Annotated in this window: 16 protein-coding genes and 2 pseudogenes; 9 read left to right on the top strand and 9 right to left on the bottom strand. The window is 67.9% G+C overall.

Features of this window, described 5'->3' with window-relative positions:
- Positions 1-49: 49 nt before the first annotated feature.
- Positions 50-793: an HTH-type transcriptional regulator RutR gene (rutR, locus tag AC1RR5_RS13755; RefSeq protein WP_492922207.1), complete on the bottom strand. Its 744-nt coding sequence runs from the start codon at positions 791-793 to the stop codon at positions 50-52.
- Positions 794-902: 109 nt separating this feature from the next.
- On the opposite strand from rutR, the gene rutB reads away from it, so the two are divergent.
- The 4 genes from rutB to rutA all read left to right on the top strand — a co-directional run bounded on the left by rutB (position 903) and on the right by rutA (position 4031).
- Complete coding sequence (rutB, locus tag AC1RR5_RS13760; protein WP_492922208.1) at positions 903-1622, top strand: pyrimidine utilization protein B; 720 nt, start codon at positions 903-905, stop codon at positions 1620-1622.
- A 12-nt stretch (positions 1623-1634) separates the two neighbouring features.
- The gene (gene rutC, locus AC1RR5_RS13765) at positions 1635-2024 is read left to right on the top strand and encodes a pyrimidine utilization protein C (RefSeq protein ID WP_492922209.1); all 390 of its coding nucleotides are present in this window, start codon (positions 1635-1637) and stop codon (positions 2022-2024) included.
- Positions 2025-2160: 136 nt separating this feature from the next.
- Positions 2161-2961, top strand: coding sequence for a pyrimidine utilization protein D (rutD, locus tag AC1RR5_RS13770; protein WP_492922210.1), 801 nt, complete (start codon positions 2161-2163; stop codon positions 2959-2961).
- A 5-nt stretch (positions 2962-2966) separates the two neighbouring features.
- Positions 2967-4031, top strand: coding sequence for a pyrimidine utilization protein A (rutA, locus tag AC1RR5_RS13775; protein ID WP_492922211.1), 1065 nt, complete (start codon positions 2967-2969; stop codon positions 4029-4031).
- 69 nt (positions 4032-4100) lie between these two features.
- On the opposite strand, the gene AC1RR5_RS13780 is transcribed toward rutA, so the two are convergent.
- The 4 genes from AC1RR5_RS13780 to AC1RR5_RS13795 all read right to left on the bottom strand — a co-directional run bounded on the left by AC1RR5_RS13780 (position 4101) and on the right by AC1RR5_RS13795 (position 8914).
- Entirely contained in the window at positions 4101-4604 is a 504-nt protein-coding gene (locus AC1RR5_RS13780) for an FKBP-type peptidyl-prolyl cis-trans isomerase (protein ID WP_492922212.1), read from the bottom strand.
- Positions 4605-4680: 76 nt separating this feature from the next.
- Positions 4681-5325 (bottom strand): response regulator, encoded by a 645-nt coding sequence (locus AC1RR5_RS13785; protein WP_492922213.1) that lies wholly within the window; start codon positions 5323-5325, stop codon positions 4681-4683.
- Entirely contained in the window at positions 5322-7493 is a 2172-nt protein-coding gene (locus tag AC1RR5_RS13790; RefSeq protein WP_492922214.1) for a sensor histidine kinase, read from the bottom strand. Before AC1RR5_RS13790 ends, AC1RR5_RS13785 begins: the two co-directional genes overlap by 4 nt.
- An 83-nt stretch (positions 7494-7576) precedes the next feature.
- The gene (locus AC1RR5_RS13795) at positions 7577-8914 is read right to left on the bottom strand and encodes an alpha/beta hydrolase family protein (RefSeq protein WP_492922215.1); all 1338 of its coding nucleotides are present in this window, start codon (positions 8912-8914) and stop codon (positions 7577-7579) included.
- 16 nt (positions 8915-8930) lie between these two features.
- Between AC1RR5_RS13795 and AC1RR5_RS13800 the strand changes: the two are divergent.
- A pseudogene (locus AC1RR5_RS13800) lies at positions 8931-10533 on the top strand (GH35 family beta-galactosidase).
- Positions 10534-10601: 68 nt separating this feature from the next.
- Here the strand turns inward: AC1RR5_RS13800 and AC1RR5_RS13805 are convergent.
- The 4 genes and pseudogenes from AC1RR5_RS13805 to AC1RR5_RS13820 form a co-directional block, all read right to left on the bottom strand.
- Positions 10602-10676: pseudogene (locus tag AC1RR5_RS13805) on the bottom strand (hypothetical protein); the annotation flags it as partial.
- Complete coding sequence (locus tag AC1RR5_RS13810) at positions 10676-12361, bottom strand: glycoside hydrolase family 43 protein (RefSeq protein ID WP_492922216.1); 1686 nt, start codon at positions 12359-12361, stop codon at positions 10676-10678. The pseudogene AC1RR5_RS13805 and the gene AC1RR5_RS13810, both read right to left, overlap by 1 nt.
- A gap of 119 nt (positions 12362-12480) precedes the next feature.
- Positions 12481-13608, bottom strand: coding sequence for a glycoside hydrolase family 10 protein (locus tag AC1RR5_RS13815; RefSeq protein WP_492922217.1), 1128 nt, complete (start codon positions 13606-13608; stop codon positions 12481-12483).
- Between the two features lie 170 nt (positions 13609-13778).
- Positions 13779-16970, bottom strand: a complete 3192-nt coding sequence (locus tag AC1RR5_RS13820; RefSeq protein WP_492922218.1) for a TonB-dependent receptor — start codon at positions 16968-16970, stop codon at positions 13779-13781.
- A gap of 364 nt (positions 16971-17334) precedes the next feature.
- Here AC1RR5_RS13820 and AC1RR5_RS13825 point away from each other — a divergent pair, with 364 nt between their 5' ends.
- The 4 genes from AC1RR5_RS13825 (at position 17335) to AC1RR5_RS13840 (ending at position 23125) form a co-directional block, all read left to right on the top strand.
- Positions 17335-18861 (top strand): tryptophan halogenase family protein, encoded by a 1527-nt coding sequence (locus tag AC1RR5_RS13825; protein ID WP_492922219.1) that lies wholly within the window; start codon positions 17335-17337, stop codon positions 18859-18861.
- Positions 18858-19943 (top strand): tryptophan 7-halogenase, encoded by a 1086-nt coding sequence (locus AC1RR5_RS13830; RefSeq protein WP_492922220.1) that lies wholly within the window; start codon positions 18858-18860, stop codon positions 19941-19943. Before AC1RR5_RS13825 ends, AC1RR5_RS13830 begins: the two co-directional genes overlap by 4 nt.
- Positions 19944-20096: 153 nt before the next feature.
- On the top strand, positions 20097-21611 hold the full coding sequence (locus AC1RR5_RS13835; protein ID WP_492922221.1) for a tryptophan halogenase family protein: 1515 nt from the start codon (positions 20097-20099) through the stop codon (positions 21609-21611).
- The gene (locus AC1RR5_RS13840; protein ID WP_492922222.1) at positions 21608-23125 is read left to right on the top strand and encodes a tryptophan halogenase family protein; all 1518 of its coding nucleotides are present in this window, start codon (positions 21608-21610) and stop codon (positions 23123-23125) included. The genes AC1RR5_RS13835 and AC1RR5_RS13840 overlap by 4 nt, the downstream gene beginning before the upstream one ends.
- Positions 23126-23150 lie beyond the last annotated feature (25 nt).

Consider the following 23150-nt stretch of genomic DNA (forward strand, 5'->3'; position numbering starts at 1 on the left):
GGCCGCGCGGGCGCGCCGGCGGAACGTGGCGCGTGGCCGCAGCGCAGGCCTAACGGGGTCTTACCCCATCCAGCACCAGGGCGGTCAGGGCCGCGCGGGTCTCGTCCATGAAGGCCTTGTCCGCCAGGGACTTACCGGCCAGCGCCCGCACCTGGACGGCGAAATCGGCATAGTGCTGGGTCAGGGCCCAGATCGAAAAGATCAGGTGCGACGGATCGACCCGTCTCAGCCTGCCGGCGTCGATCCAGGCCTGGATCACCGCGACCTTGGCGTCGAACACCGCCTTCAGGGGTCCCGAGAGAACGGGCTTCAGCAGCGGCGCGCCGCGCAGCATTTCCAGGGCGAACAGACGCGAGACCTCGGGATGGTCGCGGCTGAGGACCAGCTTGGCGCCGATCAGGGCGGCGATGGCGTCGGCGGGGTCGTCGGCCTCGGTGAAGCGGCTCAGCGGCGCCAGCCACAGCGACAGCCCCTGCTCCAGCACCGCCACGTACAGTGCCTCCTTGGAGGGGTGGTAGTAGAGCAGGTTGGCCTTCGAGATCCCCGCCGCCTGGGCGATGGCCTCGACGCTGGCGCCGTCCGGGCCTTGGCGCGCGAACACGGCCAGGGCCGCCTTGAGGATCGCGGCCTTGCGGACTTCGCCGGCCTGCGCGCGACGGCCCTTAGGAAAGTTATCCACAGCCCCCGCATCGCCCACGGTTTGGGCGGCCTTGACCAGCATGCGGGCGCCGGACGCCGGTTTCGCGGCGGGTTTGCGCGGAGCCTTGACGGTCTTGGCCGATGAGCCGGTCATCACATCTCGAACTTGGACCATTTGGTCAAACATGGACCGAATGGTTCGGATTGCAACGTTCTCCCGGATGGTATTCCATGCCCCCTGGATTTCACAAGGAGCCGCGTCGATGAGCTCGCAGATCACCCCGCTCTCTCCGGACGCCGTGATGCTGCCCGCGCGGCCTGAGCCGATCCCGGTGGATCCCAAGACCACCGCCGTGATCGTCATCGACATGCAGAACGCCTACGCCTCGCCGGGCGGCTATCTGGACCTCGCCGGCTTCGACATTTCGGGCGCGGCCGCCGTGATCCAGCAGATCAAGGGCGTGCTGGAGGTGGCCCGCGGGGCCGGCATGCAGGTGATCTATTTCCAGAACGGCTGGGACGACCAGTATGTCGAGGCCGGCGGTCCGGGCTCGCCGAACTGGTGGAAGTCCAACGCGCTGAAGACCATGCGCGCCAAGCCCGAGCTGCAGGGCAAGCTGCTGGCGCGCGGCCAGTGGGACTACGAGCTGGTCGATGAGCTGAAACCGCAGGCCGGCGACATCCAGCTGCACAAGACCCGCTATTCCGGCTTCTTCAACAGCCAGCTGGACAGCGTGCTGCGGGCGCGCGGCATCCGCCATCTCGTGTTCGTCGGCATCGCCACGAACGTCTGCGTGGAGTCGACCCTGCGCGACGGCTTCATGCTCGAATATTTCGGCACGGTGCTCGAGGACGCCACCCACCAGGCGGGCCCCGACTACGTCCAGAAGGCCGCCCTGTTCAACATCGAGACCTTCTTCGGCTGGGTGTCGAGCACGGCCGACTTCAAGGGGGCGTTCGGGCAGCTGGCGCCGCGAACCTAGGGAGAAAAAGAGATGCCCAAGACCGTCATCACCCCGCCCGGCACGGGCACGCCCATCGCCCCGTTCTCGCCCGGCACGCTGGCCGACGGGATCGTCTACGTCTCGGGCACCCTGGCCTTCGACAAGGACAACAACGTCGCCTTCCCCGACGACGCCGAGGCCCAGACCCGCCAGGTGCTGGAGACCATCAAGTCGGTGATCGAGACCGCCGGCGGGACGATGGAAGACATCACCATGAACCACATCTTCGTTACCGACTGGGCCCACTACGCGCCGATGAACAAGGTCTATGCCGAGTACTTCCCCGGCGACAAACCGGCCCGCTACTGCATCCAGTGCGGCCTGGTGAAGCCCGGCTTCGTGGTCGAGATCGCGTCCGTGGCGCACATCGGTAAGACGTGATGCACTCCCTCCCCGCTCATCCCCGCGCAAGCGGGGCCCCAGGCTGGCGTTCAGAGCGTGGCGCGGCCGAGCTGAAACCCGCAGCCTCGGCTTGGGTCCCCGCTTTCGCGGGGATGAGCGGATTGGGGGTGGGGTTGTGAGTTCTGGCGTGGTTGATGGTCTCTATTACGAACTCCACGGCGGTCCCGTGGCGGGCCGCGAGGTCGTGCTGCTGTCGTCGGGCCTGGGCGGCTCGGGGGCGTTCTGGGCGCCGCAGATGGCGGCGCTGCTGGAGCGTTGGCCGGTCGTCACCTACGATCATCGCGGCACGGGCCGCAGCACGCGGGAACTGCCGCCCCACTACACCGTCGCCCACATGGCCGACGACATGGTCAAGGTCATGGACGCCCTGGGCCTCGCCAAGGCCCACGTGGTCGGCCACGCGGCCGGCGGCAATGCGGGCCTGCAACTGGCCCTCGACCACCCCGACCGCCTGGCCAAGCTGGTCGTCGTCAACGGCTGGAGCCGGCCCGATCCGCACATCCGCCGCTGCTTCGACACCCGCATCCATCTCCTGAACGACACCGGCCCACAAGCCTATGTCCACGCCCAGCCGATCTTCCTCTATCCGGCCGACTGGATCTCGCGGAACCACACTCGGCTGCAGGCCGAGGAGGCCCACCACGTGGCCGGCTTCCCGCCGCGCGAGGTGATGCTGGCGCGGATCAACGCCTTGCTGGCCTTCGACGTCGACGCGCGGCTGGACCAGATCACCCACCGGGTCCTGATCAGCGCCAGCGCCGACGACATGCTTGTGCCGCCGCTGTGCTCGCAACGCATGGCCGGCCGCCTGCCCAATGCCGACTTCCAGCAGATCGCCTGGGGCGGCCACGGCTTCACCGTCACCGATCCCGAGACCTTCAACGAAGGCCTCATCAAATTTCTCACGGGGGAATAACAACCATGCAGGTCGGCGTCTTCATCCCCATCGGCAACAACGGCTGGCTGATCTCGGAGAATTCTCCGCAGTACATGCCCAGCTTCGAGCTCAATAAAGAGATCACCCAGAAGGCCGAAAAGTACGGCTTCGACTTCGCGCTCTCGATGATCAAGCTGCGCGGGTTCGGCGGCAAGACCGAGTTCTGGGAGCACAATCTCGAGAGCTTCACCCTGATGTCGGGCCTGGCGGCCGTGACGTCGAAGATCAAGATCTTCGCCACCGTCGCCACCCTGACCATCCCGCCGGCCATCGTGGCCCGCATGGCCTCGACCATCGACTCGATCGCCCCGGGCCGCTTCGGGATCAACCTGGTCACCGGCTGGCAGAAGGCCGAGTACAGCCAGATGGGTCTGTGGCCGGGCGAGGAGCACTATACCGACCGCTACAACTACCTGGCCGAATACACGACCGTGCTGAAGGAGCTGCTGGAGACCGGCGTCTCGGACTTCAAGGGCAAGTACTTCACCATGGACGACTGCCGGGTCAGTCCGCACCCGAAAGAGACCAAGCTGATCTGCGCCGGCTCGTCCGACGAGGGCCTGGCCTTCACGGCGCAATATGCCGACTACAGCTTCGCCCTGGGCAAGGGGACCAACACGCCGACGGCCTTCGCCAGCGTCAACAAGCGGCTGGAAGCGGCGGCGGAAAAGACCGGCCGCGACGTGCAGTCGTTCCTGCTGTTCATGATCATCGCCGACGAGACCGATGAGAAGGCGATGGCCAAGTGGCAGTCCTACCGCGAGGGCGCGGACCAGGAGGCGCTGGCGTGGCTGACCAACCAGGCGGCGCCCAATGCCAAGGCCGGGGCGACGACCAATACGACCCAGCTGGCGGCGCCGGAGTCGGCGGTGAACCTGAACATGGGCACGCTGGTGGGCAGCTATGAGAGCATCGCCCGGATGATGGACGAGATCGCCGCGGTGCCGGGCACGGCGGGGGTGCTGCTGACGTTCGACGACTTCGTGAAGGGGGTCGAGGACTTCGGGGAGAAGATCCAGCCGTTGATGAAGTCGCGGAACGTCAGCTGAATCTGAGAAGTCCCTCTCCTCCCCCTCCCCCAGAGGGGGAGGAGAGGGAAAAGCCTTGTCGCTGCGCCCCTAGTCGACCGCCAGCATCCCGATCAGCTGCAGCCGGAACACCAGCACGCTGTCCGGCGGGATTTCGCCCATGTCCCGCCCGCCGTAGCCCAGCTCGGCCGGGATATACAGCGTCCACTCGTCACCGACCTTCATCAGCGGCAGGGCCTCCAGCCAGCCCGGGATCAGGCCGTCAGCCGGCATGATCGCCGCCTTGCCGCGCGCGAAGCTGCTATCGAACACCGTGCCGTCCAGCAGCTTGCCCTCGTAGTGGACCTTGATGATGTCGCCCAGCTTCGGCGACGGGCCGGTCTTGGGGCCGCTGGTGGTGATCTTGTATTGCAGGCCCGACGGCAGGGTGACGACACCCGGCGCCTTGGCGTTCTTCTCCAGGAAGGCCTTGCCGGCGACGGCGTTGGCCGACGGCCCGGCGTTCAGCTGCGGCGGCGCGGTCGGCGTGACCTGGGCATGAGCCGCGCCGGCGGCGAGGAAGGCCGCGAGGGCCAGGGGAGCGAGAAGGCGCATGGGGACTTTCGAGGTTCGATTCCGGTGAGGCTCACCGTAGCGATCCTTGAGCGGAACTTCGCGGCGAAATTTGGCTCTAGACCAACCCCCGCTTCGCCGCCTCCAGCGCCGCCTCGGCCCGCGAGCAGATGTTGAGCTTGCGGTAGATCGCCTTCACATAGCCCGCCACGGTCAGTTCGGTGACGCCCATGACCTTGGCCGCCTCGCCCGAGCGCAGGCCCCGGCCGATCAGGCGCAGCACCTCGGTCTCGCGGGGCGTCAAAGCCGCTTCTGGCTCCACCGCCGCCAGGGGCTTGCGGAAATAGTCCAGCATCCGCCGCGCCACCGCCGGCGACAGCGGCGTCTCGCCCGCCTCCAGCCGGCGCAGGTAACGCACCAGCTCGTCGCGGCCCATGTCCTTGAGCAGGTAGCCGCCCGCCCCCGCCGCGATGGCGTCGAACAGGTGGTGGTCGTCGGCATAGATCGTCACGACCACCGACCGCGTCGTCCCGCCCGAGCGCTCGGCGAGATCGCGCAGGAAGTCGACGCCGCGCCCATCCGGCAGGGCCAGGTCGACCAAGGCCAGGTCCGGCGCGCCGTCACTCAGGAACGAGCGCGCCTCGGCCAGGTCGGCCGCACCGCGCGCGACCACGCCGGGGAAGGCCTCCGCCAGGGCCGCCAGCAGGTGCTCGCGGGTCTCGGCCTGGTCTTCGAGGACCAATGCGGTGGAGGGCAGGCTCATGCGGGCGCGCTCGCATCGATCGGCGCGCACAGGCGGATCACCGTGCCCCTGGTCGTGTCCGGAATGTCCACCGCGCCGCCGATCTCGCCAAGACGGCGCTCAAGATTGGCCAGGCCGCTGCGCCGCCCGCCAGGATCGCGTGGCAAGCCCACGCCGTCGTCGCTGATCGTCAGTTCCAGCCGGCCGCCCGCCTCGTGCACGGTCACCGCCACGCGGGTCGCCCCGGCGTGGCGGATGGCGTTCGACACCACCTCGCGCACTGCCGAGGTCAGGTTCTTGTAGACGCGGTAGGGCGAGACGGCGTCGGGCGCGGCCAGCTCGACCGGCGGCCAGTCCAGGGCGATGCCGGCCGCCTCCAGCCGCTCGGCGGTCTCGTGGCGCAGGTCGGCCAGCACCGCTTCCAGCGGCAGGTCGTGGCCCGACAGGCCCGAGACGATGGCCCTGAGATCCCCGATCGCGCCGCGCATGGCCTCGCGGGTCTGGCCCAGGTCCTGGCGGTGCAGGCCCGACAGCAGCCGCGCGCCGACGTCGTCATGCAGGTCGCGGGCGATGCGCAGGCGCTCCTCAACCACGCCGCGGGCATAGGCGTCGCGGCCTTCCTCGATCTGTGAGAGCAGTCCCACGAGCTGGTCGGCCAACTGGGCCTGGGCCGTGCCGAACAGCCCCCGGCCTCGGAACGGAAAGCGCAGGGTCAGGGCCCCAGCCCCGGCGGCGGCGGGCAGGCCCAGCGCCACGCCCTCCTCCAGGATCTCGGCCCCATTGGTGCTTGGGGCCTGGACGGGCGAGCCGGCGGTCACCTCCAGCGGCTCATAGACCCGCGACAGCAAGGCCTTCCACGCGAAGATGCGGGCCTCGACGTCGTGGATCAGGGCGACCTGGGCCACGGCGGCGAACATCTCGTGCTCCTTCATGGTCTTGCGGCCGATCGTGCGCCGCCACAGGACGTCGCGGAACGGCAGGTAGGCGAAGGCGACGATCAGCAGCGACACGCCCAGCGCCGTGCTGGGCGCCGCGCCCAGGGCGGTGATCAGCAGGCCGTCCAGAGCCAGCATGGCCGCGCCGGCGCTGAGGTAGAACAGGATCCGGAACGCCCACTGGTCCAGCTCGAACAGCTTGTGACGGCGCAGGCCCACGGCCATGCCGACATAGATGATCACGAAGAAGCCCAGCGAGTAGCGCGGGTCCAGGAACGGGCGCATGCCGAACGCGATCGGCACGGCGACATTGCCGATGAAGGCCCCGGCCCCGACGATCACCGACAGGCCCAGCCAGCGGGTCGCAGCCATGGCGGCGGGGTCCTTGCGGCTGGCGAAGGCCTGGACGGCGATGGCGACGATGATCAGGGCCATCTCGAGCGAGGTGACCGCCTGGCCCGTGCTCTCGACCGAGGGGTTGCCCGGCAGCAGCGGCGTCAGCGCCCAGGCCAGCACCCACAGCGGAACCAGCAGCATCACCGGCAGCCTGGTCACCCGTTTGGGGTAGGCCAGGAAGAAGGCGATCATCGCCCCGCCAAAGGCCACCGCGCCCGTCATGTTCAGCACGCCGGCGGCCAGGTTCAGTCCGGCGCCGCTGACCAGCTCGACGCTGGAATTGACCGCCCAGCCGAAGGTGAAGGCCAGCATCGACAGGCCCGTCAGGCCAAACAGCTGGGTGGCCAGGTCGCGCGGCCGCAGCGCCCACACCCAGCCGACGATCAGGGCCGCGATCAGGCCGAACGCCAGGTTGGCCCAGAACTCGGGGTTCAGGCTGGTCAGCGGCCGGGTGCGGCCGTCCAGGGTCACGGGGCGCTGGACGCCGTCCGGACCCGCCAGCCGCACGACCAGCGGCCGGGCCTTCAGGGCCTGGGCGAACTGGCCTTCCAGCCGGTTCTGCTCACGCGCGGCGACCTGGGTGGCGGGGCTGTCGAGGCCGCCGATCTCGGCGGCGCGCAAGGCCGGGGCCGTCGGATCGGCGCCGACTCCGGTCAGCCGATCTCCCACCTTGGCCCCGGCCCGCGCCAGCGGCCCCTCGGGAGCCAGGCGGGTGATCACCACCGTCCCGTCGGGCCGAGCGGTGAAGCTCGCCCCCAGCCAGGCCGGGCTCAACGCCATCCACACCCCGGCCAGCGCGGTCGCCACGCACAGCAGAACGACGCCGAGCAACAGGGTGGTGGGTGACGATGTACGCATCAGGGACCGGAGCTTGGGGCAGGACAAGCACGGCCGCAACTCTCACGGAACACCGTTACGGGGACACCCCCATGATTGGGGGTTTACTTCCCCTTCCCCGCCTCGAAGTACCGCGCCGCGAAGTCCAGGAAGAACGGCCAGTTCGGGCCCGGCGTGTGGCCGCCTTCGTGCTGGCGGAAGGCCAGGTCGCCGTCGGCGATCAGGGTCAAGGGCGCGGGGAACACCGTCGCGCCCAGATCCTTCTTCCCCAGCAGGCGATAGACTGGTCCCGCCGCCACCTCGGCCATGAACATGCCGCGGGAGTCGATCCAGGCGTCGGCCTCGTCATTGCCGACGCTGATGAACAGCGGGCGCGGGGCGACCAGAGTGATCAGCTCGTGGCTGTCGACCGGCAGGTCGTCGACGGTCAGCGGGCCGGCGTATTTGAGGAAGTTCCCCGCCATCCAGTGGTGCTGGCCTTCGGCGGCCAGGTTCTCGAGCTGCTCGCCGCGCTTGCGCCGATGCAGCTTGGCGCCGCCTTCGCCAGACGAGGCGACCAGGCCCACGGCCAGGCGCGGCTCGTAGGCCATGGCGACCAGCGCGGCCTTGCCGTAGCGCGACAGGCCCTCCAGCCCGATGCGCTTGGCGTCGATGGCGGGGTTGGTTTCGGCGTAGTCGATCACCCGGCTGACGCCCCAGGCCCAGGCGCGCAGGGCGCCCCAGTCGTCGGGCTTGCGGGGCTGACCGCGATTGGCGAGGCCGATGATGCCTTGCGAGAGCTTGCCAGGATCGTCGGCCTGGACGCTGGTCGGATCGAGGATGGCGTAGCCCCAGCCGCGGGCGATCACCAGGTCCTTCCAGTCCCGTCCGGGCGGGGCCGGGCGGCCGCGCATCCACGGCGCGCCATCAGGGAAGCCCAGCTCCAGGATCAGCGGGACGCCGGTCTTGCCCTCGGGGGTGACGACCAGCAGGTCGAGGCTGACGCTGATCGACGGCGCCTTGCGGTTATCGGCGACGCCGGCCAGCCGCTTCTCGACCACCGGCACGCCGGCCCGGACAGCCTTGGTTTCCTTGACCACCGTCCAGGTGATTTTCGGCGCGTTTTTCGGCACGCGGCCGTGCTCCTCACGCTCGAACAGTTCGACCAGTTGTGGCCGGCGGGCCTTCCACCAGGCGTCGGCATCGGGGACCGGGCGACCGTCCGGGAAGGCCAGCGGGTCGGGCAGCAGGCTGAACGGCCCGGCCTTGGCCTCGTCGTAGTTCACGGCGTTGGGCGCGGTCTTGTTGTAGCCGTCGACGCCGGGGCGCAGGGGCTTGTCGATGGCAAGGCTTTTCAGCATCCGCGCGTGCTCGGCCTGGCCGGCGGTGACGTCGCGCTGAGGGAACTGGGCGAGCGCCGGGGTAGCGGTCACAAAGCCCGCCAGCACGGCGATTTTGAGCATTGATCTTACAAGTGTCATGACGTCATCTGACCTCTGCCATGCGAAACATTCTTATCACCGTGGGCGCCGCCCTGACCCTGGGCCTCGCCACCGTTCCCGCGCACGCCGAAGAGCTGCCCCGCATCGCCCGCCAGGACGGCGCGCATCGGCTGCTGGTCGGCGGCAAGCCGTTCCTGATCCTGGGCGGCGAGCTGGGCAATTCGAGCAGCTCGGACCTCAAGGAGCTGTCGGGCCACTGGGCGGTGCTGAAGGCGGCGAACCTCAACACCGTGCTCGCGCCCGTGACCTGGGAGCAGCTGGAGCCGGTCGAGGGCAAGTTCGACTTCACCGTGCTGGACGGCATGATCGCCCAGGCGCGCGCGAACGACATGCGGCTCGTCCTGCTGTGGTTCGGAGCGTGGAAGAACAGCATGTCGACCTACACCCCGGCCTGGGTGAAGCGCGACCAGGTCCGCTTCCCGCTGGCCCGCACGGCCGAGGGGAAAGCCGTCGAGATCCTCAGCGCGTCGTACCCCGCCACCCGCAACGCCGACGCCAAGGCCTATGCCGCGATGATGGCCCACCTTAAGGCGGTCGACGGCGAGCAGCGCACAGTGCTGATGGTCCAGGTCGAGAACGAGATCGGCATGCTGCCGCAGGCCCGCGACCATTCCAAAGCCGCCGAGGACGACTTCAAGAAGCCCGTGCCGGCGGCGGTGCTGAAGGCGACGGGGGCCAAGAAGACCGGGACCTGGGAAGAAGTGTTCGGCGCCTCGGCGGCGACCGACGAGCTGTGGCAGGCCTGGACCTTCGGGCGCTATGTCGAGACCGTCACGGCGGCCGGCAAGAAGGCCTATGCGCTGCCGATGTACATCAACGCCGCCCTGCCCCGGCCCAACACGGTTCCCGGCGGCTATCCCAGCGCCGGGCCGCTGCCGCACCTGATCGACCTGTGGCGCGCGGCGGCGCCGTCCTTGGACATGCTCTCGCCCGACATCTACTTCGCCGACTTCACCAAGTGGATGCCGCCCTACGACCGGGCCGACCAGCCGCTGTTCATCCCCGAGGCCGACCAGGCCGGCAAGACGCCCGCCCCCGGCAACGCCTTCTGGGCGATCGGCGAGCACGACGCGATCGGCTTTTCGCCCTTCTCGATCGAGCACCTGCCGCCCGAGGGGGTGAAGACCCTGGGCGACGCCTACCGCCTGCTGGACCAGCTGACGCCGCTGATCACCACCCACGACGGCGGCAAGACCATGCGCGGCTTCCGTGCGCCGGTGGCCTATGACGCGACCGTGGACCTGACGCCTCGGAAGGTGAGCTTCGGGGGCTGGGATTTCACGGTGACGGTGGTCGATCCATGGACGCCGAAGGACAAGCAGGACTACGCCAGCCATGGCGGATTGGTGATCCAGACCGGGCCGGATGAGTTCATCGTGGCGGGTCGGGGGATCACGATCACCTTCGCGGCCGAAGGGGCGAGTGTGGGCTTGGAGACCGTGCGGGAGCTCAGCTTCCAGGACGGGAAGTGGGTCGATGGGCGCTGGCTGAACGGCGACCAGACGCACCAGGGCCGGCACGTGCGGCTGCCGCCGACGGAGTTCGGGGTGCAGCGGGTGAAGCTCTACAAGTACCGTTGAAGGAGGGAGCGCCCCCTCCGTCTCGCTGCGTATCCGCAGCGATCCACCTCCCCCGCTTCGCAAGGGAGGAGAAGCTTCCTCCTCACCCGTGAAACGGGGGAGGTGGCGCGGCGCGGATACGCGCCGTGACGGAGGGGGCGCTTCAGTCCTCCGCGCCATGCGCGTAAACGCCCAGCATCGTCCCGACGAAGCCCCCGGCGACCTTGGTGCTCAGCGTGGTCCCGTCAGCTCCCGCCGTCAGCGTCTCCCACGTCCCCGGCGCCGTGCCCCAGGCGAAGTCCAGAGCCCCACCCCGCGCCACGATCTTCAAATTCAGGCCCTCGCCGGATTTGAGGGAAACCGGCTTTTCCGCCACAACCACACTGTCGACCGGATCGCCCTTCCCGGCCCGCTTCTCGACCCGGACCAGCGTCTTGCCGCCATCCCGCACCAGGCCGACAAACCAGTAGAAGTCGTCGTTCTGCACCGCCACCAACCCGGCCTTGTCGCCATCGGCCTTGGGCTCGAAGCGCACCGTCGTCGTCACCGTCGCGTTCATGTGCTGCTGGCGCCGCGCCCAGACGGACGGCTGGTCGTTGTCGCCGATCTTGGCCGTCCTCGCCTCCAGGCTCAGGATGCCGCCCTTCACCGACCACCAGCGCGAGGTCGGGATACGCATGGTCATCCAACTCTTAGGCAGTTCGGGACCCGCGAACATCTCGGCCGCCCGGAACGGACCCGACGTTCTCGGCGCCTTCAACGCCGGCAGCTTCGGCGCCGTCTTCACATACGGAATGGTCTCGCCCGCCGGCAAGATCACCGGCCAGCCGTCCTTCCACTCGACCGGCAGCAGGAAGGTCTCGCGGCCGGTGTTGTACGCATCATCGCCATAAGGACGTACAGCTAAGAAGGTCGCCCACCACGAGCCGTCGGGGGCGTCGACGATGTCGGCGTGACCGGCCGAGGTGATCGGCAGCGGGCGGTCCTTGGGCAGGCCGCGCTGGGTCAGGATCGGATTGTCTTTGTACGGAATGTAAGGCCCGGTGGCCGCCTTGCTCCGCAGCACCACCTGGCTGTGCCCTTCGGCCGTACCGCCCTCGGCGGCGACCAGGTAATACCAGCCGTCCTTTTTGAGGATATGCGGCCCCTCGGGCCAGATCGGCTTGGTCGAAGGGTCGACGCCCTTGTCCAGCAGCACGCTGCGGGGGCCGATCGTCTTCTGGGTCTTGGGGTCGTATTCCTGGATCCAGATGGCGCGGTGGCCCTGGTACTCGGCCGGTCCGGGCGGGTTGTCGTTGTTGACGATCCAGGCGCGCCCCCCACCCTTGGCGTCATCGTCGAAGAACAACGAGGCGTCGATGCCGCCCACCTCCGGCAACCACACCGGGTCCGACCACGGCCCCTTGGGGTCCTTGGCGGTGATCAGGAAGTTGCCGCCGCAGTCGACGCAGGTGTTGAGGATGTAGAACAGCCCGTCGTGATGGGTGATGGCCGGCGCGAACACCGCCCGCGACAGGCCCAGCCGCTTGAAGTCCAGCATGCCGGGACGGTCCAGGGCGTTGCCGATCTGCTCCCAGTGGACGAGGTCGGTAGAGTGGTGCACCGGCAGGCCCGGGAACCAGGCGAAGGTCGAGTTGACCAGGTAGTAGTCGGCGCCCACGCGGGTGACCGACGGGTCGGGGTAGAAGCCCTGGACGATCGGGTTGCGGTATTGACCGGGGGCGGCTTTGACGGCGTCCGACGGGTCGGAGCCGCTGTAGACGAAGTTGGTGAACTGGGCGGTGTTGGGGGCGGCTTGAGCGGCGGTGGCCATCAGGGCCAAGGCCAGGGTCAATCTCATCATACGCATCCCCTCTCACCGCTCATCCCCGCGAAAGCGGGGACCCAAGCCGAGTTCGTGACTTCGCACCGCGCTCTTCCCCAAGCACCGCTTGGATCCCCGCTTTCGCGGGGATGAGCGGAGTTTTGTTATCGGGAAGGCGCCGCCCGGAACGCCGCAGCAACCGCCTCTCGCAGCGGCTTGGGCTTATAGTCATCATCGTACAGCGTCGGCCGCTTGGGCAGCTTGTCCTGGCGGTACCACTGGTTCTGCAGCCACGAGTACTTGTCGACCATGCCCCAGGCCAGGACCTCCTTGGTCTGCTTGTAGCTCAGCATCTGGTCGAGGAACGCCTTGGCATAGGCCGCGACCTCGGCGTCGCGAGGCCCGAAGGCCGCCGGCAGGCCCTTGTCGTGGACGTCGAACTCGGTGACCAGCAGGTCGTAGCCCATGCCGGTGACGTCGTTCAGGAACGCCGTCCATTCCTGGGTCTGCGGCTTGCCGAACCCTGAGAAGCTGTCGGCGTTCTCGGCTCCGATGTGGCTCTGGATGCCCAGGGCGTCGACGGGCGTGCCGCGTTTCTTGAAGCCTTCCAGCAGCTTGAGCACGCCATAGCGGTGCTGCTCGTTGCCGACTTCCTGGCTCATATAGTCATTGTAGACGAGGCGGGCCTTGGGCGCGGCCTGGCGGGCGACCTGGAAGGACAGGTCCAGCACCTGCTCCTTGCCCATGGCGTCGGACAGGAAGGTCGAGCGGATCGAGCCGTCCTTGGGATCGACGGTCTCGTTGACCACGTCCCACGAGATCATCTGCGGATACCGGCCGCACAGGGCCTGGATGTGTTCGGTGACCATCTTGGCGGCGGCCTCGGCCGGGCGCGCGCCGAAGTCGTAGGTCTTGGTCCAGTCGGGGAACCACTGCGGGTGGTGCCACAGCAGGGTGTGACCGCGCAGGGCCTGGCCGTTGGCCTTGGCGAATTCGGCGATGCGGTCGGCGCGCTCGAAGTCGAAGGCCTGCGCGCCGCGGGCCCGGATCACGTACCACTTCAACTCGTTCTCGGGCACCAGCACGCCGCACTCGCGGGCCAGGATCTCGCGGTACTTGGGATCCTCGAACGAGCCGGTGATCGCACCCTTGGGGCCCGCGCCGACGGCGCTGCCGAAATAGACGCCCTTGGCCTTGGCCAGGTCGCGCAGCGAGGTCTCTTCCGCGAAGGCCGGGCCGGCGAAGGTCGCGGCCGCGCCCAGGGCGAGGATGTCTCGACGAGAGAGGCTCATGCGTCAGGCTCCCAGAAAAAAGCGCGCACCGTCTTTTTGGAACGATGCGCGCCGAAACAGTTGGCAGGAGTAACCGGGTCGGCCGCCTCGAGAGAGCAGAGGCGAGCCGAACCCATCCATCCGAGCCGCCGGTCCGGGGGCAAAGGCCCCGAACCGGCAAGCCGCGGAACCTAGAAGCTGGCGCGAACGACCAGCGTGTAGCGGCGGTCGGCCATGAACCACGAACGACCGGTCTTCAGCAGTTCGTTGTTCAGGATCTGCGTAGTCCGGGTCGTCTCGTTGGTCAGGTTCACGCCCTGGATCCCAACCTTCATCTTCGGGGTCACATTGTAGAAGATCGAACCGTCCAGCTGGCCGGTGGCCTCGTTCATGATCGGCGCGTAGGGCACGATCACGTCGCGGACGGTCAGCAGGAAGTCCGAACGCCAGTTGTAGGCCAGGCGCGCCGAGATCTTGCTGGTCTCATAGACCACCGCGAAGTTGGCGTTGTGCTTGGACAGGCCCTGCAGCGGCAGCTTGCTGGTGTCGACCGTGGTGATGCGGCCGGCGGCCACGTCGGGGTCGGTCGCCGACAGCGTGCTTTGCGGCACGCCCGAGCTGTCGATGTAGCTGTAGTTGGCGTTGACGCCCAGCTTGTCGAACGGCTTGGGCAGGAAGTCGTAGAACTGCTGGTAGCCGACCTCGAAGCCCTTGACCGTCGACTTCTTGCTCGCGTTGCCGGGCTGAGTGATCAGCACGTCGAACGTGGCGCCGTTGTTGGTGAACGGCATGCGGGTGGTCGAGTTGAAGTTGACGTCCGTCAGCTGCTTCCAGAAGGCCGCGACCGTCAGCGAGCCGACCGGCGCGAAGTACCACTCGACCGAGGCGTCGATGTTCTTCGATTGGGTGGGCTTCAGGTACGGATTGCCCACCGTCACGTTGCCCGAGGGGCGGCCGCCGGTGATGCCGTCGGCGTTCGTGTTGATGGCCAGGTTGTAGTAGTTGCGGGTCAGGCCGATGTCGGGCGGCGTGATCGTCTTGGACAGGCCAAAGCGATACTGCAGACCGTGCGGCATGACGACCTTCACGTTCAGGCTGGGCAGCCAGTAGTCGAACGACGACTTGGCCGTGTTCGGCGTCACCGCCCCGTTGGCCCAGGCGCGAGCCTGCGCACGGACCGCCGGCGTCAGCTGACAGAACGGCGACGGCGTCTGACCGGCCGGAACGGCGGCGCAGTCGGCTTCGGTGGCCAGGCCCGTGGCGTTCGGGAACGCCGTGAAGCCGTCGGCGATGCGGTCGGTCTTGGTGTAGCGCAGACCGATGTTGCCGCTGACGCGAGCCTCGCCGATGTCGCCCTTGAAGCGCGTCATGATGTAGGCCGACTGGGTCTTCTCGTTCACAGGATTGATTTCCTGCGGCAGGAAGGGCGTGCCGGCCTTGACGTTGCATCGCATCGCCAGCGGGACCCAGTTCTGCGGGCAGCCGCCGGCCAGGCGGTCGCGCCACTCGTCGCCGATCGACAGGGCGAACTTCGACAGGTCGGCGTAATTGTCGACCGTGTTGTTCGTGTAGAACAGACGCGGCTGGCCGGCCGTCGGCGAGGCCATCTTGCCACGCAGGAAGTTGTCGAACGCGTAGGTCTCGACCTGCGAGGTGCTGTTGAAGCCGCCCGCGGTGTTGGGGTTGCCGTTGATCGGGTCGTCCATCCAGACCGGACCGCCGCTGCCCCAGATTTCGGACAGGACGCCCCAGTTGTAGGTCGAGAAGCGGGTGGTCTGGTCACGTTCCGACCAACGCACGCCGGCCTTCACCGAGTCGAACCAGGTGTCGTCGTTGAACTTGTATTCGACGTCCAGCTTGACGGCGTCTTCGGTGCCTTCCGACTGCTCGATGTGGTCCATCGCCGAGCGCCAGAAGTTGTTGTACGGGTCGCTGAAGTTGTCATGCGGCGCGCGCATGTAGGACGTGCAGTTGGCGTTGAACGGCGCGCAGTTCGAGATCGACGTGCCGTTCGACGGCGGCAGGAAGCTGACGTTCGGCAGGTCGTTGCCGTTCAGCTTGATCGCGGCGTTCTGGAAGGTCGAACCCCAGATGCCCATGCTGACCGCGTCGACCGACGAGTCCACGTGCTGGGCGTCGAACAGGATCCCCCAGTGTTCGTTCGGGGTCCACTTGAAGTTGAAGCCATAGTCCGACGTGATCGTCGTCTGGGTCTCGTCGCGGCGGACGTTGTTCGACTGCAGGCCGTCGATCGGCGTGCGCGGATCGCTGCCCTGCTGGTCGGCGCGCCAGCCGGTGGTGCCGGTGATCACGCCGCTGGTGAAGACGCCCTCGTCGTCGAAGGTGAAGGTGGTGCCGGCGGCCGGACGCGAGTCACCGTTGCTGGTGACGTTGTCGGTGGCGATTTCGATCGCGTGCTCGGTCCAGTTGGCGACAGCCTTCGAGCGCAGGTACTGGAACGCGGCCGACATCGTGCCGTCGGTGCTCTTCCACTGGGCGGCGAAGGCGCGGCCTTCACGCTTGCGGTCGGTGTCGGTCGAGCGGAACGCGGCGCCGCGCGGGAACCACAGGCCTTTCGTGCCATTGCCGCAATCCGAGACGGCTTGGCCGAGGTTCGTGCGGCAGCCGAAGTTCGAGACCTGGATGGCGTTGCTGCGGCTGGCCAGACGCGAGTTCACGTAGGAGACCAGCAGGCCGACTTCACCGATGCTGGTGTCCCAGCGGTTGCTGTACAGGCCGGTGATCGACGGGCGGTACTTCTTGATCATGTCGCCGTAGGTGACTTCACCCGACAGAGACAGAACCTCGCCCTTGGCGTCGAACGGCAGACGGGTGCGCAGGTTCACGGTGCCCGAGATGCCGCCTTCGATCAGGTCGGCCGAGGGGCTCTTGAACACGTCCACGCCGCCCATCAGTTCCGAAGGAACGTCGGCGAAGCTGAGGATACGGCCGTTGTTGGCGGTGAAGGTGTCACGGCCGTTCAGTTCCGAACGCACGAAGTTCAGGCCGCGAACGACCACGCCCGAGCCTTCGACCGAGAAGTGGTCGGGGTCGACGCCGGCGGCGAAGCGGTTGATCGACACGCCCGGCACGCGCGACAGCGCTTCGGTGACCGAGCGGTCCGGCAGGGCGCCGATGTCTTCGGCGGTGATCGAGTCGCCGATGATGTCGGACGACTGCTTCAGCTGCTGGCTGCTCTTCAGGCTCTGACGGATGCTGGTGACGACGACTTCGTCGACCGTCTCGGAATCCTTCTTGTCCTGCGCCAGGGCCGGGGCGCCGATCATCAGCGCGCCCAGAACCAGCACCGAGGCGCCGTACTTCAGATTGTTGGAAATCGAATTGCGTCCGCGTTCCGCGGACGGCCTGTTGGCCGTGCCCATTAGTCCACCTCCCCTTTTGTTCGTTATGGCAGCAAGGTAGCGCTACCATCGGTCATGTTACCGTGACCATTGTTGTCAGATCACATGACAGACCACTGCTCGTCAAGCCGTTGTCACACGAGCCCGGTTCGGGTAGCCCTACAAATGGGAACGGTACCATTCTGAGTAGAGGCATCGCGGTCGCCCGCGGTCCTGCAGCCTCTAGTTCCGACCTGGTGTCCTCCCCCATTCGTGGTCTGGCCACGACGAACCGGATCTCGACGTCCGGCTTGATAAGAAAGATGACAACGTGAGACAGCGTTGTCAATTTGATGTTCGTCTCCCGGTCACGACAATGGGGACGCATGCTCGGGGAGGGGCATTAATGACCGAAGCGATCCGCAAGATCGTCATCGTCGGCGGCGGCACCGCCGGCTGGATGACCGCCGCAGGCCTGTCGGCCATGCTGAAGGGCCTCCCCGTCGAGATCGCCCTCATCGAGTCGGCCGAGATCGGCACGGTCGGCGTCGGCGAGGCCACGGTCCCGCACATCCGCCACTACAACGCGCGCCTGGGCCTGGACGAGGCCGACTTCATGCGCAGGACCCAGGCCACCTACAAACTGGGCATCGAGTTCCGCGACTGGGGCCGCGCGGGCGAGACCTACATCCATCCTTTCGGGGCGTACGGCCATCCGGTCGGCGGCGTGCCGTTCCACCAGCACTGGCTGCGCGCGCGACACTTGGCCGCACAGGGCCAAGGCCAGGTCGATCCGATCGAAGCCTACAGCCTGCCGATCATGGCCGGCTTCGCGGGCAAGTTCGTCCCGCCCGCCTCGGACCTGCGGTCGCTGGGCTCGACCTTCAACTACGCCTACCAGTTCGACGCGGCGCTCTACGCCCAGTACCTGCGCGAATATTCCGAGGCTCGGGGCGTGGTGCGCACCGAGGGCAAGGTCACCAGCGTCCAGCAGCGGGCCGAGGACGGCTTCGTCACCGGGATCACCCTGGAGAGTGGTCAGACCATCGAGGGCGACCTCTTCGTCGACTGCTCGGGCTTCCGGGGCCTGCTGATCGAGGGCGCGCTGAAGGCCGGCTATGACGACTGGACGCCATGGCTGCCCTGCGACCGCGCTGTCGCCGTCCCCTGCGAGTCTATCGAGCCCGCCAAGCCCCTGACCCGCGCCAGCGCCGATGCGGCCGGCTGGCGCTGGCGCATCCCGCTGCAGCACCGGGTGGGCAACGGCTATGTCTATTGCTCGGGCTTCATCGCCGACGACGAGGCCGCCCGCGTCCTGCTGGAAAAACTGGACGGCAAGGCCCAGGCCGACCCGCGCTTCCTGCGGTTCGTGACCGGCCGGCGCAAGAAGCAGTGGCTGAAGAACGTGGTGGCCGTCGGTCTGTCCTCGGGCTTCCTGGAGCCGCTGGAGAGCACCTCGATCCACCTGATCCAAGTGGCCATCACCACCCTGCTGGAGCTCTTCCCGCACCGGGGCTGCGAGCAGGCCGACCAGGACGAGTACAACCGCGTCATGGACCTGGAGTTCGAGCGGATCCGCGACTTCCTGGTGCTGCACTATCACGCCAACCAGCGGGGCGATTCCGAGTTCTGGCGCGACCGCCGCGACAAGCCCATCCCCGACAGCCTGGCCTGGAAGATGGACCTGTGGCGCGAGCGCGGCGTGGTGGCCAGCTACAAGGACGGCTTCTTCAAGGAGCCCTCGTGGGTGGCCGTCTATCTGGGCCAGAACATCATGCCGGGCGGCTATGACCCGATGGTCGAGGCGATCGACCCGGGCCGCTCCGCCCAGGTGCTGGCCGAGACCAAGGCCGCCGTCGCCCGCACGGTCCAGGCCATGCCGGCGCACGAGGACTTCCTGCGCGCCTTCGTCGAGGGGAGGACCCGGGCATGAAGATCCTGATCGTCGGAAGCGGCGTCGACGCCTGGCTGACCGCCGCCGTGCTGGCGACCGCCAGCCGAAGCGCTGCGCAGATCGCCGTGAACGAGACCGCGCCGCCGGCGTCGGGGCCGCTGGTGGGTCTGCCAGCCCTGCACGGCCTGCACGAGCGCCTGGGGATCCAGGTCGGGACGCCGCTGCTGGGCCTGCGACACGGCGCGAGCGTCGAGCCGTTCGGCGACACCGGCGCGGCGCTGGAGGGGCTGCCCTTCCATCACTACTGGCTGCGGGCCGGCGACGGCGCGCCGCTGGAGGCCTGGAGCCTGTCGGCGCAGGCGGCGGCGCGGGGCCGCTTCGCGATGCGGAGCCAGGATCCGAGATCGCCGCTGTCGACGCTGGACCATGGCCTGCTGCTGGACGCGGCCGAGTATGCGGAGACGCTGAAGGCCGTGGCGTTGAAGGCCGGCGCCACGCTGGTCGACCACCGCCCTGACGCCGACCTGGTGGTCGACGCCTCCGGCGAGTTCGGCGATGGGGGCGACTGGAGCGCCTGGCTCCCGACCGGCGCGCGCCTCACGGGCTCGGAAGGCCTGGTCGCGACCTTCGCCCACGACGCGCCGCTGAAGGCTGGCCGCCGGGCGCAGGCGGTGACCGGCAATGTCGTGGCGGTCGGCGGCGCGCTGGCCTCGATCGGCGCGGCCGACGGCGGTGACCTGCACCTGCTGCAGACGACGGTCTCGCGCCTGGCCGCCCTGCTGCCGACCGGTCCGGCGGCGGTGGCGGAGTTCAACCGCCTGACCGCCCTGGCCGTCGAGCGAGCGCGGGACATGGCGATCCTGCGGTGGGGGGATCTTTCGACCCCTCCGGAAGAGCTGGCCTGGAAGATCGCCCAGTTCGAGAGCCGGGGCCGCGTGGTGAGCTACGACGAGGAGACCTGGCCGGACGGGGCTTGGGTGCATGCGATGCTGGCGCGGGGCGTGACGCCGAAGCGGTGGGACCCGCTGGTCGAGCGCGTGCCGCTTGGGCAGACGCGGGAGATGCTGGGGCGGATGAGAGCGGTGATCGAACGGACGGCGGAGGAGATGCCGCGTGCTTAATCTCGTCCGGCTTGCCCCCTCCGCGCTTCGCGCTCCTCCCCCGGAGGGGGAAGAAGGAAGTGCGCGAACCTTCTGCCCCCTCCGGGGGCGGAAGACCTGCGCAGCAGGTCAGGTGGGGGCCTACGGCCTCAACAAGTTTCTCTCGGTGACTCCATGACCAACCCCATCCGCAAGGTCCTGATCGTCGGCGGCGGCACCGCCGGCTGGATGACGGCGGCGGCGCTCTCAAAGGTGCTGGATGCCAAAGGCGTCGAGGTCACCCTCGTCGAGTCCGACGCCATCGCCACGGTCGGCGTGGGCGAGGCGACGATCCCGCCGATCACCACCTTCAACCAGATCCTCGGCATCGACGAAGCCGAGTTCATGCGGGCCACCAAGGGCAGCTTCAAGCTGGCCATCGAGTTCGTCGACTGGAAGCACAAGGGCCACCGCTACCAGCATCCGTTCGGCAATTTCGGCCTGGATATCGAGGCGCTGAAGTTCCACCAGTTCTGGCTGCGGAGCCTGCACGAAGGCTGGGCCCAGCCGATCGACGACTACAACCTGCCGGCCACCGCCGTGAACCTCGGCAAGTTCGCCCTGCCGTCCAAGGATCCCGGCCAGGTGATGTCGGCGCTGAAGTACGCCTTCCATTTCGACGCCAGCCTCTATGCCAAGTACCTGCGGGGTTACGCGGAAAAGCGCGGCGTCACCCGCGTGGAGGGCAAGGTCGCCAGCGTCGGCCAGGACAGCGAGACCGGCTTCGTCACCGGCGTCACCCTGGAAGGCGGCCAGGTGCTGGAGGCGGACCTGTTCGTCGACTGCACCGGCTTCCGCGGCCTGCTGATCGAGCAGACCCTGCAGACCGGCTTCGAGGACTGGGGCCACTGGCTGCCCAACGACCGCGCCGTGGCCCTGCCCTGCGCGACCGGCGGCGATGGCCTCACGCCCTATACCCGCGCCACGGCGGACACGGCCGGCTGGCGCTGGCGCATCCCGCTGCAGCACCGCATCGGCAACGGCTACGTCTATTCCAGCCGGCATATCAGCGACGAGGACGCGCTGGCCCGCCTGCGCGCCACCCTGGACGGCGAGGCGCTGGCCGAGCCGAACTTCATCAAGTTCCGGGCTGGCCGCCGCAAGCAGATCTGGAACAAGAACGTCGTGGCCATCGGCCTGTCGTCGGGCTTCCTGGAGCCGCTGGAGAGCACCAGCATCCACATGATCCAGGCCGGGATCACCAAGCTCTTGGCCCTGTTCCCGGACAAGGGCTTCAACCCCGTCGAGATCGCCGAGTACAACCGCCTGACCATCTTGCAGGTCGAGCTGATCCGCGACTTCATCATCCTGCACTTCCACGCCAACCAGCGCGACGAACCCTACTGGAAGCAGCTGCGCGAGATGGAGATCCCGGCGGACCTGCAGCGCAAGATCGAGCTTTTCCGCAGTTCCGGGCGCCTGTTCCAGTCGGACTACGATCTGTTCGCCGAGGCCAGCTGGATCGCCGTCCTGCTGGGCCAGGGGGTGACGCCGCAGCGCCATGACCCGCTGGTCGACCAGTACGATCGCGCCTTCGTCCAGGGCCAGATGGAGCGGCTCGGCGGCCTGATCCGCCGGACCGCCGAGGCCATGCCCACCCACGAAGCCTTCATCGCCCGCTACTGCGCGGCCCCGGAATTTGCGAAATGACCCAGAACCACCGCCTGCGCCGTGTCGTCATCGTCGGCGGCGGCACCGCCGGCTGGATGACCGCCGCCGCCCTGGGCCGCTTCCTCAAGGACGGCTATACCCAGGTCACCCTGGTCGAGTCAGAGGCCATCGGCACGGTGGGCGTGGGCGAGTCCACGATCCCGCAGATCAACATCTTCAACCGCATGCTGGGGCTGGACGAGAACGAGTTCGTCAAGAAGACCAAGGCGACTTTCAAGCTGGGCATCGACTTCGTCGACTGGAAGGAAATCGGCCACAGCTACCATCACCCGTTCGGCCCCTATGGCGTCGACATGGAGGGGGTGTCGTTCCACGCCTACTGGCTGAAGGCCCACGCCATGGGCGTCGCGCCGGACCTTGGCGACTACAGCCTGCAGACCGTGGCCTCGCGGCAGAGCAAGTTCATGCGTCCCAACGGCCAGGCCAACTCGCCGCTGGGCCAGATCGCCTATGCCTTCCAGTTCGACGCCGGGCTCTACGCCAAGTTCCTGCGGGAGTATGCCGAGGCGCGCGGGGTCGTGCGCCAGGAGGGCAAGATCGCCAGCGTCCAGCAGGACGGCGAGAGCGGCTACGTTGCGTCGGTCACCCTGGAGAGCGGCGCCGTCATCGAAGGTGACCTGTTCATCGACTGCTCGGGCTTCCGCGCCCTGCTGATCGAGCAGACCCTGAAGGCCGGCTACGAGGACTGGAGCCACTGGCTGCTGAACGACCGCGCCGTGGCCATGCCGTGTACGCTGGGCGGCTCGCTGGCCCCGGTGACGCGGGCGACGGCCCGGCCGCATGGCTGGCAGTGGCGCATCCCGCTGCAGCACCGGCTAGGCAACGGCTACGCCTATTCCAGCGCCCATGTCAGCGACGACAAGGCCCTGGCCGACCTGCTTTCGAACCTGGACGGCGAGCCCCTGGCGGATCCGAACTTCCTGCGTTTCACCGCCGGCCGTCGCAAGAAGAGCTGGGACAAGAACGTCGTCGCCATCGGCCTGTCGGCCGGCTTCATGGAGCCGCTGGAGAGCCAGTCGATCCACCTGATCCAGGTCGGCATTTCGCGCCTGATGGCCCACTTCCCCGACCGCCGGTTCTTCCAGGCCGACATCGACCGCTACAACCGCACCATGACCTTCGAGTACGAGAAGATCCGGGACTTTCTCATTCTCCACTTCAAGGCCACGACGCGGAACGACACGCCGTACTGGGACTATCTGCGCGAGATGCCGATCCCGGACTATCTGGCCGACAAGATCGACCTGTTCCGCGGCTCGGGCCGGGTGTTCCGCGAGAACGAGGAGCTGTTCAACGACACCTCGTGGTTCGCGGTGTTCATCGGCCAGGGGATCATGCCCGAGAGCTGGGACCCGATGGCCGATCCGATGGACGAGGGGTTGTTCCGGGCGCGGATGGACGAGATCAAGTCGGTGATCGCCAAGTCCGCCGAGGTGATGCCCGGGCATATGGAGTTTATCGCGGAGAACTGCGACGCGATGGCGGAGGCTTAGCGCCCCCTCCGGCCCTCCGGGCCAC

Source organism: Caulobacter sp. GW821-FHT11E11, assembly GCF_058808315.1.

Coding starts and splice junctions, on each gene's coding strand:
- rutR (WP_492922207.1), bottom strand. CDS start 793: ATGACCGGCTCATCGGCCAAGACCGTCAAGGCTCCGCGCAAACCCGCC.
- rutB (WP_492922208.1), top strand. CDS start 903: ATGAGCTCGCAGATCACCCCGCTCTCTCCGGACGCCGTGATGCTGCCC.
- rutC (WP_492922209.1), top strand. CDS start 1,635: ATGCCCAAGACCGTCATCACCCCGCCCGGCACGGGCACGCCCATCGCC.
- rutA (WP_492922211.1), top strand. CDS start 2,967: ATGCAGGTCGGCGTCTTCATCCCCATCGGCAACAACGGCTGGCTGATC.
- AC1RR5_RS13780 (WP_492922212.1), bottom strand. CDS start 4,604: ATGCGCCTTCTCGCTCCCCTGGCCCTCGCGGCCTTCCTCGCCGCCGGC.
- AC1RR5_RS13785 (WP_492922213.1), bottom strand. CDS start 5,325: ATGAGCCTGCCCTCCACCGCATTGGTCCTCGAAGACCAGGCCGAGACC.
- AC1RR5_RS13790 (WP_492922214.1), bottom strand. CDS start 7,493: ATGCGTACATCGTCACCCACCACCCTGTTGCTCGGCGTCGTTCTGCTG.
- AC1RR5_RS13795 (WP_492922215.1), bottom strand. CDS start 8,914: ATGCTCAAAATCGCCGTGCTGGCGGGCTTTGTGACCGCTACCCCGGCG.
- AC1RR5_RS13810 (WP_492922216.1), bottom strand. CDS start 12,361: ATGCGTATGATGAGATTGACCCTGGCCTTGGCCCTGATGGCCACCGCC.
- AC1RR5_RS13815 (WP_492922217.1), bottom strand. CDS start 13,608: ATGAGCCTCTCTCGTCGAGACATCCTCGCCCTGGGCGCGGCCGCGACC.
- AC1RR5_RS13820 (WP_492922218.1), bottom strand. CDS start 16,970: ATGGGCACGGCCAACAGGCCGTCCGCGGAACGCGGACGCAATTCGATT.
- AC1RR5_RS13825 (WP_492922219.1), top strand. CDS start 17,335: ATGACCGAAGCGATCCGCAAGATCGTCATCGTCGGCGGCGGCACCGCC.
- AC1RR5_RS13830 (WP_492922220.1), top strand. CDS start 18,858: ATGAAGATCCTGATCGTCGGAAGCGGCGTCGACGCCTGGCTGACCGCC.
- AC1RR5_RS13835 (WP_492922221.1), top strand. CDS start 20,097: ATGACCAACCCCATCCGCAAGGTCCTGATCGTCGGCGGCGGCACCGCC.
- AC1RR5_RS13840 (WP_492922222.1), top strand. CDS start 21,608: ATGACCCAGAACCACCGCCTGCGCCGTGTCGTCATCGTCGGCGGCGGC.